We start from the raw sequence: 12,801 nt of genomic DNA on the forward strand, positions 1-12,801 counted from the left end.
CTCATTGCAAGGCTTTCAAAATCGGGCAACGGCTACGCACATTACTTCAAGGCCACTGAAAAAGTTAAAACCAAACTTTTTCAGTGGCCTCTTGATTTGCACTTCTTCAGTGGATTCACGCGGTTTTTTTTGAATAAAAGTAGAATTTCAAAAAGAAGTGTTCTAACATAGATTCTGTAGGAAGTTTATTGAAAGGATGCGATAAGATGAAGGTCATTATTGCTGAAAAGCCTTCTGTCGCAAGAAATATAGCAGATGCGCTTCAAATAAAGGGACGTAAAGACGGTTATTATGAAGGCAATGGATATATCATTACATGGGCCTACGGACATTTACTGGAGCTCTATGATGTGAAGGATTATGACGAAGAAAAAGCATCTTGGAAGTTAGAATACTTTCCATTTATACCACCAACATTTCAATATAAAGTAAAAAAAGATCGAAGGCAGGGCTCCTATACGCAATTTATGCTCATTAAACGTTTAATCTCCCGAACAGATGTAGCAGAGGTCATTTCTGCGTGTGACTATGATCGAGAAGGTCAATTAATTGCCGATACAATTCTTCTGAAAATTGGGAGTAGAAAAAAAGTGTATCGTCTGTTATTAAATGAATGGACAGGGGAAGAAGTTCGAGCAGGTCTATTAAGGTTAAAGGATAACAGTGAGTTGAGTCCTTTACGTGATGCGGGGTTAAGTCGTCAATGGGCAGATTGGTTGTTAGGTATTAATTTGACGTCCGTTGCGACGTTATGTTACCAAAAAGGAGCGAGAAAAGGGGCTCTCAACGTCGGTCGAGTTCTTATGCCGACATTAAAGATCATTTATGATCGAGATCAAGAAATAGCGCAGTTTCAGCCAGAAGATTATTATAAGTTGAAAGCCCGTTGTCAAACGGCAAACAACGATCATTTTGAAGCGGACTATTATTTGAAGTCAAATACGTTTAAGGAGCGGAGCCAGTTAGATCATATAGCTGGATTACTTCAAGGGAAAAGGGCAAAGGTTGTGAAGAAGGATGTCAAGCAAAAGAAGGAATACGCTCCCCTTTTATTTAATTTGACTCATTTACAAGGCTACATAACGAGTAAATATCGCGGATGGACGTCTGATAAGGTGTTAAAAGTCGCCCAGCAACTATATGAGAAGAAGTGGATTACGTATCCGAGAACTTCTAGTGTTGCATTGGATGAGAGTTTAAAACAAAAGGCTGAGAAAGTTTTGCAAACGTTGAAAGCAGGATTGTCTTATGAACATAAACTAAAATTTCATCAGTCGAAACGAGTTTTTAACAATGCGAAAGTAGAAAGTCACAGTGCGATCATTCCAACATATGTCATTCCGAAATCGTTCACTCAAGATGAAAAGATCGTTTATGAAGCAATAAGAAATCGATTCCTCATGCAATTTATGCCAATAGCTACTTATGAAGAAACGGTGATTAAGCTAGTACCGTATGAACAGGTTGATGGTTTTTTTCGCGCAAAAGGAAAGGTTCAGTTAGAGAAAGGTTGGAAGGAGGTGGAGGATGATGTATCAAAGGATGTCATGCTGCCGTTGATTCACGAAAATGAAGACGTCCTTCTCCAGAACGTAAAAGTCGAAAAGAAACAAACGAAACCACCAAAGCCACATACGGAAAAGACATTATTGAAGGTAATGGAAACATGCGGGAAACATATAGAGAGTTCTAAGGAAGGCCAAGAGGAGAATGAATGGCTTGATTCAATATTAAGTGGTTACAGCATCGGGACTCCTGCAACGAGAGCTGACACGATAAAAAAATTAAAAAAGGTCGGTTATATTACGTTTAAAGAAAAGAATATAACGTGCACGGAGTTAGGTAAAAAGCTAGTTGAAACGTTGCCAATTAAAGAGTTATTTGATTTACATTTTACCGGTAGACTTGAGAAAGCTTTATCGGAAATTGAGAAAAATCGCTTACATAAGGATGTTTTTTTAACTTTTATTACAAAGCTAACTGGACAAATGGTTGACCGAATGAAGCAATCTGATGATGTGGTCATTAAACAGCAGTCTCCTTCATTGAAGACAAATGAAACTCTAGGTGCATGTCCAAGGTGTAACCATCAAGTTATTGAGGGAAAAAAGGGGTTTGGATGCAGCAATTGGAAAAGTGGGTGTACCTTTGTCATTTGGAAAAATGATCGTTACTTAGCTGCTTTAAATAAGAAGCCGACAAAAACGATGGTCAAATCGATTTTGAAACATGGAGAAGCGAAGGTGAAGGGCTTAAAAAGTAAAAAAGGAAAATCGTTTTCAGCGATTTTGAAATATGAATGGAAGAAAGAAGAAAAGCGTTATGGATGGACGATGAAATTCGAACAGAAGAGTAATCAATAATCAAGTTTGAATTACTTAAAGCTATGCGTGTGAACATGCAGAACACGCATAGCTTCTATTTTTCTTGATTTAACAGTGAGTTAATAAAGTCTCCTACTGGTACATCACGTACTTGATCAATGAGAATGTCGAGCTCTGATTTATTTGGAACATGTAATGAGCCTTCTAATAGAACTTGAATCGTTTTATCTTTATCGATTAATACCGATTGCACTGTTAATGCATTTGTTAACAGAGCGGTCACAACTGCAAGCGTATTCGGTGATAGTTGTGGCTTTTTTTTGTTGTTTTGATTTGGAGCCTGCTGAGGTTGAAATGGCGGTGGCGGTGATTGTGATTGCTGATTATAGTAATACTGTTGTTTAGTATTATAGGGGTTGTAATGAGGTGGACCATTCTGATACATATAAACCCCTCCTTAATGGTTCGTTAAGGTTAATCATAAAGTAGTAATGGACTTGCTGGGTCTAAAGCATCGTTGTCAACATCCGCATCATTTGTAACATCGAATCCTGTTAAAAAGCTAAAGATAATGAATAGGATTACGACTAATAGGACCATTCTTTGTACGTTATCTTCCATGTTTTCACCTACTTCTAGCAAACGTCTTTATTTAGTTTATTCGCAATTGAAGTTTTTCGTTCATTATTTATGAATATCCCAATACATTTAAGAAGAATTCGTCTAACATGGTTCAATTTAAAGTGTTGTCTCATATAGTAGAACTAGGGAGGGTGTTGCATGGGAGTCGTTCGTACGGATAAATGGTTACAAGCATATGTAAAAAGCTATGGAGATAAGATGAATCGACAACAAAAGTGGATCATCGAACCGTTATGTTCGCTGTTCCAAACCGATCATGTTGATAGTCTTCAAGCTTATTTATGGCAATTAGGATTGTTTACTCCAGATCAACTGGTAAGTGAGGAGGACATCGATACGTGGTTACAGCTACACCCTTGGTCAATCGTGAAACAAGAATATGAACGGTTACGAAAAAAATGGGATGGACCCGCTTGTAAAATTTATATATTACCTCTTATCGATGAACCACCACCATTATTAAAGAAATTAGGGGAAAAAACAGGCATCACATTATCACATGCTATCGTTTTATTAATAAAGCCAACAATAACAAAAGAACAGTTACGAGCGTTAACCATTCACGAATATCATCATGTGTGTCGCCTAGCTCATACAAAGGAAAATGAAGAGAAAATGACATTATTAGAATCAATCTGTATGGAGGGTCTTGCAGAATGGGCTGTTAAAGAAGAGCTCGGAAAGCAGGAGTGTGCTGTATGGACACGATACTATGATGAAGCTTCTTCAATTGGATGGTTTGATCATTTTTTAAAACCGTTTCTTTATAAGAAAGGAAGAAAAGCGTATCACACTTTACTGTATGGTGATCCAAACACAGGTGTTCCACTTTGGTTAGGATATTATGTAGGTTTTAAATTAATTGAGTCTGCAGCAAACCAATATATATCGACGAAAAATATGCTTACTGTTGATGCGAGCTCATTATATAAGTGTTCCTCCTATTTTAAAACAGAACGATGAAGTGTTGTCATTTAAGGAGAGGTGATGGTTTAGGATAAAAATTAAAAAGCAGGTGAAAAAAATGATTCGATTGTTTTTCCTCATCTTAGGCTTTGTCTTCGCTGTGGTCGGTGGGATTTCGTTAGTTGCCTATTTAAATTTATTAACGACTGGCTACGAATTTTCAATGTACGTATCATTTATCATTCGTCGGGTTGAGTTATATGTTTTTTTAATCGGGCTTATTCTTATCTTATTGAGCATTACGTATGAAATTTCATGGAGAAAAAGAGTTAAGAAGTGAAGGTAAGAAATGAAATCATGAATTCAGTGGAATAAACTGGTTGAGGTCTGCCTATACTGTGGATACAAAAGCTTACAGTTAGGAGGGCTATGGCTATGGTGGTCCATATCCGTGATGTATGGGTTAATTGGTTTGAAGGTGAGGAAAACGGCTATAATGTGTGTGAGTTTCATGAATGGCGTAGTGATGACCGAATTGAAGTATTAGACCAAGCTATTTTAGCATGGGTGAATCGAAATTTGTTTGATTACATTGAAAATCAATTACTGGAGTTACCAGAAGAGTTGTTGGCGTATGTTCATCACCAAAGTTACTTACGCAAAAATATGTCGCGAATCCAACTGGATTATTGTTTTATTGCGACTGATGGTGTACGAATGATTGCGATTGATACTATGGGCTATAAGACACCAATTCGTAAAAGTCGCTTAACACCAAGACAAGAGCAGGCAGTCTATGAAAAAATAAAACAGGAGAGCGTCAAACGATTTTCAGTAGAAGAGGCAGTGGAAAAAGAGTATCATATCCTTTCGCCTCATCCTCATGAACTAAAAGGGCTTACGCGTAAAGAGAGACAGTTAAAGCAGCTTTTGTATATGGCGTTAGATCAATTATATTCTACGGGTACGGATGCAGAAGTGCGCTATTGGTACACAGAATGGTGCCCTCAGGATTATGTTAGGATTCAAATGTTAACTCGAGAAGATGCTTGGACTCAATTGTATGCAGAGGTTAAGGATGGATGGAGTACACAACATGAGGCATTATGTGAAGCTATGGTAAAGGGACAAGCTTTCTTTGAGAAGTTATGGGAGTTGGAACAGAATGAAAGGGTTAAGTAGTGTTTGGAAATCGTTCAAATTTATTGGGTATAAAATATTTACATGATTTATGAACTCTCCTATAATAATAAGAAGGACGATCGGTGAAGGGAGAGCTATCATATGGATGGATTTGCTTATGCAGTTATGCAGATTTTAACGGTTGTAATCTTAGTGGGAACATTAGGCTTATCATTTTTCGTAGGGAAAATCATGAAGCGTAATGCAGGTTATTAATCATATAAGGATTGTAAAAAAGAGGATGGGACAAAACCCTCCTCTGGTTGAAATGAAAAAAAGTCGGTGAAATTTAACGATAAGTAAAATTTCACCGACTTTTTTTCATTATTTCTTACTCTTTAAAGTGAAGGGCGGTCACAGGTTCGTGCCGTTACCCTTCTTTGAGTTACTAGAAAGGACTTTTTCAGTGCCCTTCTCGCTTTCCGCGGGGCGGAGCTGAGTCTTCCTCGGCTTCACCTGTGGGGTCATTCACCCTTTCCTTTATTTGAGTCCATTCCCAGCCTCTTTCGTTCGAATGCATGCCGTTTATCTTCCTAATCCCATTGCTTTTTCTGCTTTTTTCATCATTTTAGTGGCCACTTTGTTCGCCTTTTCCGCTCCGTGATCAAGAATTTTGTCTAACTCATCAGAATTAACAAGTTCATAATATCGGTCTTGGATCGGCTTTAATGTTTGAACAACAGCTACAGCCAAATCGGATTTAAATTCACCATAGCCTTTTCCGCTATAAGTTGCTTCTAGTTCGTTTATGTCGATACCTGTGCATAATGAATAAATGGTTAATAAATTCGATACGGCTGGTTTTGTTTCTCTGTCAAAGTGTATAGTGCCTTCAGTATCTGTTACTGCACTTTTTATTTTTTTCGTAATCGTTGCTTCATCATCTAGCATAGAGATGTAGCTTTTTGGATTAGGATTTGATTTACTCATTTTCTTATGTGGATCGTTTAATGACATAATACGTGCTCCAACCTTAGGAATTTTCACTTCAGGAATGGTGAAAATGTCATTATGCTTTTTGTTAAAGCGTTCGGCTAAATCGCGAGTCAATTCAAGGTGTTGCTTCTGATCTTCTCCAACAGGCACAATATCTGTTTTGTATAACAAAATATCAGCAGCCATTAATGGAGGATATGTTAGTAAGGCTGAAGATACAGCTTCTTTTCCTTCAGATTTATCTTTAAATTGTGTCATTCGTTCAAGTTCACCTATGTATGAAACACATTGCATAATCCAACCTAATTGTGCGTGTGCTGGTACTTCAGATTGGATAAATAAAGTCGATTTGTCATGATCAATTCCAACTGCTAAATATAGGGCTGCTAGGCTTTTAATATTCTTTTTTAGCTGTAGGCGATCTTGTGGAACGGTGATCGCATGTTGGTCCACGATACAGAAATAACAGTTATAATCTTCCTGCATATCGACAAAGTGCTTCATCGCACCTAAATAATTTCCTAATGTTAATGTTCCACTCGGCTGTATTCCAGAAAATACTGTTTTCATTTTGTCCATCCTTTCTACAATTCCATAAACAAATCATACCAAAACAGAATGCAAATGCCTAGAGAGAGCTTAATTTTGTATAGGGTGTTTCATTCTTGCTTATGCTTACCTCTAAGACGTAAAATCCATAAGATCAAATTTAGGCTTAATAATGCGAAGAAGATCACATCGACTGATAAGGAATAGAGGGAAAGAAAAAGGATATAACCAGCTAACAGGAGGATTGCACACAATTGAATAAGCTGCAACAATGCCATTTAAAAATCTCCTTTACTTATTTGCATGATTTCAAAAATTGGGACATACGTTTCATTATAACAGCTCAAACAAGTGAGGGGTGAGAGAATGATCTATCAAAGTAAACAGATATTTTATCGTGCTGCACTCATCGTGTTATTATGTGTGGTCGGTTTTATGTACAGTCAATCACAATCAACATTTCAACAGTTAGAGGAATCTGTAGCAAACATGGTCAAACCAGGTGTTCAAATTGGACAACAAGCGAAGGAATTTTCTCTTCATACGTTATCAGGTAAGAATGTATCGCTTAACGATTATAGAGGACAAGGAATAGTCCTACATTTTTTTGCTACTTGGTGTGCACCTTGTCAAGAGGAAATGCCTTTAATTGTCGCTTTAGACGAGCGCTTAAAGAAAGCAGGTAGAGAATTGGTCGTCGTAAATTTGACAAGCCAAGAGCAAAGTAAGTCTGAGGTGAAGCCGTTTCTTGATTATTTTCGAGCTTCCTTTGATCCGATGATGGATGAAGAGGGAGATGTGATGGAATTATATGAAGTGATAGGGATACCAACGACTCTCGTTATAGATGAAGACGGAATCGTTTTGGAACGGATTAATGGAATGCTTTCAGAGGAGATCATTGACTCTGTCATTTTTAAGCAGTGACAAGATCATTGTGAAAGGGTCATTGAAAAAGTTAAAGACCAACTTTTCCAATGACTTTCGGATTAGTAGCCTTGGGCGACGTTTTGCAGTTGGTCAATTTGCTGATCTAAGCGTTGGAGCTGTTGTCTCGCTTGTTCATCGCTAATTTTCCGATAATGGTGATTTCCGCCTGGCTCTTCGTCGGCTTCATCTGCTAATGCGACAACGTGTTGGAGAGGGTTTAATTGCAAACGACCTCCAGGTAAATAGGAATCTGTATGAAATAGAATGGCTAAAGCAATCTCCTTGGCCTTTTTCGGATGCTCCCCTAAACGTATGAGTAATTTATGAGCCCGCTCTGACCCTTTAATTGCATGAATATCATTTTCCTTGTATAGCTCGTAATCCCATTGGCCATTACGATACCACGTATAATGACCGATATCATGTAAAAATGCAGCTTTCGTTGCTGTGTCCGTTTCAACATTATATTGATGGGAAAGTTTAAACGCATGGTAGGCACAAGCGATAGCATGAGCCATGCCAGATCGTTTTATATACTTTTGAGTAATTGGATGTTCAAATACATCAATTAACGTAACATGTCTCATAATATCCTCCTTACGTTTTATTAAAAAAGTGTATTTTTTCTATTATATAGATTTACATTCTTTTTGACAAATGAAATTTTTACATTCACGGTAGTTGAAAATGGCTTCAAGGGAAGGCGACGGTTTAGTATCTCCACGTTTGTTTTAAAAAACTCCACTTTTCAGACAAATGTAACATCATTGTAGACTACGATGCTACGTAATGAAGAAAAGGCTACTACGCAGTTTTTCGTAGCATTTTATGTTATAGTTAATATAGTAATGAAAGGAGTGAAATAAAAATGGCCTCCACACACACGTTTACGAAGCAAGAGGAAATCGCTAATGCAATTACACACGGTTTAGGAGCACTGTTAAGTGTTGCTGGACTTGTTTTATTAATTGTATTTTCATCGATATATGGATCAGCCTTACACATTGTAAGTTTTACGATTTATGGTGTAACTATGCTTTTGTTATATTTATCATCCACATTAGTGCATGCTTTTCCTCCTGGGAAAGTGAAAGACTTATTTGAAATTTTCGATCATGCTTCAATTTATTTGTTTATAGCAGGTACGTATACGCCTATTTTATTTATTGTCATTCAAGGTGCGCTAGGTTGGACGCTATTTGGTGTTATTTGGGGAATAGCAACAATAGGTGTCATTTTTAAAGTGTTCTTTGTAAAACGTTTCTTATTTTTATCTACGTTATTTTATATTGCGATGGGATGGCTTGCGATTATCCCGATGAGCACGATTGTTTCTACCTTATCAACAACAGGTATGGTTCTGCTAGTTGCAGGTGGTGTTTGCTACACATTTGGGACGATCTTCTACGTTTGGAGAGGGTTTAAATTTCATCATGCTATTTGGCACTTATTTGTTCTTGCTGGTTCAATCCTTCATTTTATTATGATTTTATTCCATGTACTTCCACTGTCATAAATTCGGTTAAGGGATATAGAGGGGGAAGAAGCATGTTTGTGACATTAAAAGAGCTTGCTAAATATTTGGATTTGCCTGTAGCTTATTTAGAGCAGCAAATCCAAGAAGGGAACGTGAAAGCTCTTTTTGACGGTGAAAATTGGCTTGTTAACCAAGACTACTTTGAACGTCATAAGGAACAGCTTGAGCAATTAAAAAAGCAGCTTTTAACAGAGCTTGAATCACTTCCCGATGATTGGGATGCTAAAGATGAGGATTAGTACATAAGCTAAAGATGACCACAAAACCAGAAAGAAATGAGTGAGACATATGGGGGAGAAATTGGTTTCTGTGCTCTTAATATTGATGGTGAGCTTTGTAAATCCAATTTTTGTACATGCTGAGCAAGAGCCAAACGAACAAGCAAAAAATCATTCATTGAAGCAAATAGGAAAGGGAAGCTTGCTATTACCTGAAATGTTGCCACGATTTACCCATGATTCTGGCTACAATTTCCCTTACCCAGACGATGGGGTGAGAGGCATTTATGTGACTGGTAATTCGGCTGGTGGGCAACGATTTGAAACGTTGCTTGAACTCCTAAATAGCACGGATTTGAATTCAATGGTGATCGATATTAAAGATGATCATGGATATTTAACTTTTAGACCTGATGAAGATTCTCCGTACTATGATATTTCTCAGAATTTCATTGGCGATATTGACGGTTTGATGAAAACACTAGAAGATAACAACGTGTATCCTATTGCCCGGGTCGTTGTTTTTAAAGATTCTGTTTTGGCAAAAGAGAAGCCCGAGTGGTCGTTTTTAGAGGACGGACAAGTTTGGGAAAATCGACGCAACGAATCTTTTGTTAACCCATTTTTGCAAGAGGTGTGGGATTACAATGTTGAGATTGCTGAAAAAGCAGCACAGCTCGGTTTTAAGGAAATTCAATTTGACTATGTTCGATTCCCAGAAGGATTTGAAAGAAGGGATGAGGATTTAGAGTATGAGGTTGGAGAATATGATGGTGAGGATGACAATGTACAAAAACGTGTAACAGCAGTAACGGATTTTGTTGCATATGCGAGAGAAAGACTTTCTAAATATGACGTAGATGTATCTGTAGATATTTTTGGTTATGCGGCGACCATTAGTGAAGCACCAGGAATTGGTCAAAATTTCGCAAATATTTCTGATAATGTAGATGTCATCTCATCGATGATTTATCCGAGTCATTGGACTCCGTATTTCGGTATAGATAAGCCAGACTTATATCCATACGAGTTAACGAAGGCATATGCGGAAGTGGAAAATGAAGTACTAGCTCAGTTAGATGATCCACCAGTATCTCGCCCGTGGATCCAAGATTTTACTGCAAGCTGGTTAGGGTCAGGGAATTACATTAAGTATGGCAAAGATGAAGTCGAGGCTCAAATACGTGCGTTATATGAAGAAGACATTAACGAATTTTTGCTTTGGAATGCCTCGAATCGATATACAGAAGGTGTCGATTACCTAAACCCGTCATGAACGAGTAATAATGTATGAGCATATGATAAAAGGAGAAATCATTCGTGCGGAGCTCTAAAAGGAAGCCTTTTAGAGCTCCATTTATATAGATTGAATAAGTGGAGTTTTTTTGGCTAGTCTTGTTTAAAAAAGATGATAAAGAGGAATATACTAGTATAAATGCTTTTTGGGGGTCATAGTGAATGAACTGGTATAAGAAATTAAATCAATACTTTCCGATAGAAGAGATGAAATCAAAAGAACATATGGAATTATTATTAAAGGAAAAGGCCGACATTTATTATAAAGATGAGGGACCTCATCACGTGTTAATGTATGTTGAAACGGACGATTTTGTTTTTGTCGATTACTTATTTGTATCAAAGGAAGCAAGAGGCCAAGGGTTAGGTAAGCAATTACTCCAAGCGTTAAAAGAGAAAAATAAGCCCATTATCCTTGAAGTAGAGCCCATTGATTACGAAGATACTGATTCAAGGAAGAGACAAAGGTTTTATAATCGAGAAGGCTTTAAGCATGCTCAGTCAATCGGATATAGACGTAGATCGTTAGCGACGAATGAAATCAATGAATTAGAAATTCTTTATTGGTCGCCGACGAATGAGTCTGAGAGAAGTATTTATGAGAAAATGAGACATACGTATGAGAATATTCATACGTACAAGGATAAGGAATTGTATGGTGAGTCTTATCAGACTGTTGAGGAAGTACTTACCTACGAAGAAATAAAGGAAAAAGTGAAGGAATAATAAAGTCATGACAAAATGATGAAAATAATTATTCTAAAATGAAAAAAATTCTCAAAAACTTTATAAACATATTTGTTTAGAAAGGAAAATCAGTTATAATAGGTTTAGAAGCTCACGCATCAGGGTAAATACTTGTGAGATAGCTATGTTGTAAAGTATGGTTTAGGATGAGGCTATTGAATGAAAGTAGCTCTTCGTAGATCTCAAATTTAAATTAGATAAGGAGAGGTCGTTTGATGGTTACATTATTGACATCACCTAGTTGTACATCATGTCGAAAAGCAAAGGCTTGGTTAGAAGAACATGATATTCCCTTCGAAGAAAGAAATATTTTCACATCACCGTTATCGGTTGAGGAAGTGAAAAATATCGTTCGAATGACTGAGGATGGAACGGATGAAATTATTTCAACGCGTTCAAAAGTGTTTCAAGAACTAAATGTCGATTTAGAAACACTGCCTCTACAAACGTTGTTTCAAATTATTAGTGACCATCCAGGTTTATTGCGTCGACCGATTATTTTTGATGAGAAGCGTCTGCAAGTTGGATATAATGATGCTGAAATCCGTCGCTTCTTACCTCGGAAGGTTCGTACATTTCAATTACAAGAGGCACAACGTCTCGTTAATTAATGTCTAAATGAAAGTAGCCTCACTTATATGTGAATGAGCTACTTTCTTTTTGTTTGCGTAATTTATAAGCACCGATCCCGATTACCGCAATAATGATAAAGCACTGTATCATGATTGTAAAAATAGGATGACCGATGAATAAAGGCATAAGCATTGGCTCATGAGTAATCATTCTAGAGGCGGTAAAGGCTAATATACCTGCCCCTATATACGTAATGATCGGAAATCGATCAAAAGCAAGTAAAATAAGCTTACTTCCCCAAATAATAATCGGCACAGATATAATTAATCCAATCATCACTAATAGATGGTCTCCATGAGCTGCACCTGCAACAGCAATGACGTTATCAAAGCCCATAACTAGATCTGCAATAATAATGGCACGAATAGCCTCAAAGAGACTTGCGCCACCTTCAATCTTATGATCTCGTGCTTGCTCTGTGAGTAGGCTATAAGCGATATAGATGAGTAAAGCGCCACCGATTGCAAGTAAAAAGGGCACCTCTAATAATTGAACAGCAACAACGGTTAATGACATTCTTGTTAATAAGGCAAATAAGATGCCTAATATAATGGCTCGATTACGTATGGACGGTGGTAAATGTCGGCACGCTAAAGCGACTACTATTGCATTATCCCCACCGAGAATAATATCAATACCAATAATGGTTAATAACGAAATAAGAAATTCACTATCCATATATCCTTCACCCTTTTAGCAATTCATAAATTTTATTATCGTTACATATACGTTTGAAGAGTTTATTTTTTAAAAGCTTGTCTTTTCTAAATGTATGGCTCGATATTTAATTTTATGTCTGTTAAACTAAGAGAAAGGATTTATCATAATATGGACAATCACCATCTATCGTAAAAATAGGTGATAGGATTTCCATTTTTGCTCGATTTATCATAGAATAGAG

16 protein-coding genes are annotated in these 12,801 nt (G+C 37.1%); 10 read left to right on the forward strand and 6 right to left on the reverse strand.

Annotated features, from left to right (window positions below):
• Positions 1-206 precede the first annotated feature (206 nt).
• Positions 207-2,363, forward strand: coding sequence for a DNA topoisomerase (locus tag ACERJO_RS10520; protein ID WP_373647411.1), 2,157 nt, complete (start codon positions 207-209; stop codon positions 2,361-2,363).
• A 55-nt stretch (positions 2,364-2,418) separates the two neighbouring features.
• Here ACERJO_RS10520 and ACERJO_RS10525 read toward each other — a convergent pair whose 3' ends face one another.
• Both ACERJO_RS10525 and ACERJO_RS10530 read right to left on the reverse strand, forming a co-directional pair.
• Positions 2,419-2,769, reverse strand: a complete 351-nt coding sequence (locus ACERJO_RS10525) for a hypothetical protein (protein WP_247106121.1) — start codon at positions 2,767-2,769, stop codon at positions 2,419-2,421.
• A gap of 29 nt (positions 2,770-2,798) precedes the next feature.
• A complete protein-coding gene (locus ACERJO_RS10530) occupies positions 2,799-2,945 on the reverse strand; it encodes a hypothetical protein (RefSeq protein WP_247106120.1) in 147 nt (48 codons plus the stop codon).
• Between the two features lie 159 nt (positions 2,946-3,104).
• Between ACERJO_RS10530 and ACERJO_RS10535 the strand changes: the two genes are divergently transcribed.
• The 3 genes from ACERJO_RS10535 (at position 3,105) to ACERJO_RS10545 (ending at position 5,054) form a co-directional block, all read left to right on the forward strand.
• Positions 3,105-3,929, forward strand: coding sequence for a DUF2268 domain-containing putative Zn-dependent protease (locus ACERJO_RS10535; protein ID WP_247106119.1), 825 nt, complete (start codon positions 3,105-3,107; stop codon positions 3,927-3,929).
• A 61-nt stretch (positions 3,930-3,990) separates the two neighbouring features.
• Positions 3,991-4,212, forward strand: a complete 222-nt coding sequence (locus ACERJO_RS10540; protein ID WP_247106118.1) for a YuzI family membrane protein — start codon at positions 3,991-3,993, stop codon at positions 4,210-4,212.
• 98 nt (positions 4,213-4,310) lie between these two features.
• Complete coding sequence (locus ACERJO_RS10545; protein WP_247106179.1) at positions 4,311-5,054, forward strand: DUF3603 family protein; 744 nt, start codon at positions 4,311-4,313, stop codon at positions 5,052-5,054.
• A 525-nt stretch (positions 5,055-5,579) separates the two neighbouring features.
• On the opposite strand, the gene trpS is transcribed toward ACERJO_RS10545, so the two are convergent.
• Together trpS and ACERJO_RS10555 are read right to left on the reverse strand one after the other, a co-directional pair.
• Positions 5,580-6,560 (reverse strand): tryptophan--tRNA ligase, encoded by a 981-nt coding sequence (gene trpS, locus ACERJO_RS10550; protein ID WP_247106117.1) that lies wholly within the window; start codon positions 6,558-6,560, stop codon positions 5,580-5,582.
• An 89-nt stretch (positions 6,561-6,649) separates the two neighbouring features.
• Complete coding sequence (locus ACERJO_RS10555) at positions 6,650-6,817, reverse strand: hypothetical protein (RefSeq protein ID WP_247106116.1); 168 nt, start codon at positions 6,815-6,817, stop codon at positions 6,650-6,652.
• An 88-nt stretch (positions 6,818-6,905) separates the two neighbouring features.
• On the opposite strand from ACERJO_RS10555, the gene ACERJO_RS10560 reads away from it, so the two are divergent.
• Entirely contained in the window at positions 6,906-7,466 is a 561-nt protein-coding gene (locus tag ACERJO_RS10560) for a TlpA disulfide reductase family protein (RefSeq protein WP_373647412.1), read from the forward strand.
• 62 nt (positions 7,467-7,528) lie between these two features.
• Here the strand turns inward: ACERJO_RS10560 and ACERJO_RS10565 are convergent, their stop codons facing one another.
• Entirely contained in the window at positions 7,529-8,056 is a 528-nt protein-coding gene (locus tag ACERJO_RS10565; protein WP_373647413.1) for an HD domain-containing protein, read from the reverse strand.
• Positions 8,057-8,337: 281 nt separating this feature from the next.
• Between ACERJO_RS10565 and trhA the strand changes: the two genes are divergently transcribed.
• The 5 genes from trhA to spxA all read left to right on the forward strand — a co-directional run bounded on the left by trhA (position 8,338) and on the right by spxA (position 11,878).
• Positions 8,338-8,985 carry a PAQR family membrane homeostasis protein TrhA gene (trhA, locus tag ACERJO_RS10570; protein WP_247106113.1) on the forward strand — a complete coding sequence of 216 codons (648 nt, stop codon included), beginning with the start codon at positions 8,338-8,340 and terminating at the stop codon, positions 8,983-8,985.
• A gap of 32 nt (positions 8,986-9,017) precedes the next feature.
• Positions 9,018-9,245: an excisionase family DNA-binding protein gene (locus tag ACERJO_RS10575; protein WP_373647414.1), complete on the forward strand. Its 228-nt coding sequence runs from the start codon at positions 9,018-9,020 to the stop codon at positions 9,243-9,245.
• A 49-nt stretch (positions 9,246-9,294) separates the two neighbouring features.
• Positions 9,295-10,500, forward strand: a complete 1,206-nt coding sequence (locus ACERJO_RS10580; protein ID WP_247106111.1) for a putative glycoside hydrolase — start codon at positions 9,295-9,297, stop codon at positions 10,498-10,500.
• A 182-nt stretch (positions 10,501-10,682) separates the two neighbouring features.
• Entirely contained in the window at positions 10,683-11,246 is a 564-nt protein-coding gene (locus ACERJO_RS10585) for a GNAT family N-acetyltransferase (protein ID WP_247106110.1), read from the forward strand.
• Positions 11,247-11,482: 236 nt separating this feature from the next.
• Positions 11,483-11,878 carry a transcriptional regulator SpxA gene (gene spxA, locus ACERJO_RS10590; RefSeq protein ID WP_035344599.1) on the forward strand — a complete coding sequence of 132 codons (396 nt, stop codon included), beginning with the start codon at positions 11,483-11,485 and terminating at the stop codon, positions 11,876-11,878.
• A gap of 19 nt (positions 11,879-11,897) precedes the next feature.
• Here the strand turns inward: spxA and ACERJO_RS10595 are convergent, their stop codons facing one another.
• Entirely contained in the window at positions 11,898-12,578 is a 681-nt protein-coding gene (locus tag ACERJO_RS10595) for a TerC family protein (RefSeq protein ID WP_373647415.1), read from the reverse strand.
• Positions 12,579-12,801 lie beyond the last annotated feature (223 nt).

The organism is Halalkalibacter sp. AB-rgal2, assembly GCF_041821005.1.
Lineage (GTDB): Bacteria > Bacillota > Bacilli > Bacillales > Bacillaceae_D > Halalkalibacter.

Bases quoted from the DNA above. Each gene is read 5' to 3' on its own strand.
- ACERJO_RS10540 (WP_247106118.1), top strand. From the start codon at position 3,991: ATGATTCGATTGTTTTTCCTCATCTTAGGCTTTGTCTTCGCTGTGGTC.
- trhA (WP_247106113.1), top strand. From the start codon at position 8,338: ATGGCCTCCACACACACGTTTACGAAGCAAGAGGAAATCGCTAATGCA.
- ACERJO_RS10525 (WP_247106121.1), bottom strand. From the start codon at position 2,769: ATGTATCAGAATGGTCCACCTCATTACAACCCCTATAATACTAAACAA.
- ACERJO_RS10520 (WP_373647411.1), top strand. From the start codon at position 207: ATGAAGGTCATTATTGCTGAAAAGCCTTCTGTCGCAAGAAATATAGCA.
- ACERJO_RS10535 (WP_247106119.1), top strand. From the start codon at position 3,105: ATGGGAGTCGTTCGTACGGATAAATGGTTACAAGCATATGTAAAAAGC.
- ACERJO_RS10560 (WP_373647412.1), top strand. From the start codon at position 6,906: ATGATCTATCAAAGTAAACAGATATTTTATCGTGCTGCACTCATCGTG.
- ACERJO_RS10530 (WP_247106120.1), bottom strand. From the start codon at position 2,945: ATGGAAGATAACGTACAAAGAATGGTCCTATTAGTCGTAATCCTATTC.
- trpS (WP_247106117.1), bottom strand. From the start codon at position 6,560: ATGAAAACAGTATTTTCTGGAATACAGCCGAGTGGAACATTAACATTA.
- ACERJO_RS10565 (WP_373647413.1), bottom strand. From the start codon at position 8,056: ATGAGACATGTTACGTTAATTGATGTATTTGAACATCCAATTACTCAA.
- spxA (WP_035344599.1), top strand. From the start codon at position 11,483: ATGGTTACATTATTGACATCACCTAGTTGTACATCATGTCGAAAAGCA.
- ACERJO_RS10585 (WP_247106110.1), top strand. From the start codon at position 10,683: ATGAACTGGTATAAGAAATTAAATCAATACTTTCCGATAGAAGAGATG.
- ACERJO_RS10555 (WP_247106116.1), bottom strand. From the start codon at position 6,817: ATGGCATTGTTGCAGCTTATTCAATTGTGTGCAATCCTCCTGTTAGCT.
- ACERJO_RS10580 (WP_247106111.1), top strand. From the start codon at position 9,295: ATGGGGGAGAAATTGGTTTCTGTGCTCTTAATATTGATGGTGAGCTTT.
- ACERJO_RS10595 (WP_373647415.1), bottom strand. From the start codon at position 12,578: ATGGATAGTGAATTTCTTATTTCGTTATTAACCATTATTGGTATTGAT.
- ACERJO_RS10575 (WP_373647414.1), top strand. From the start codon at position 9,018: ATGTTTGTGACATTAAAAGAGCTTGCTAAATATTTGGATTTGCCTGTA.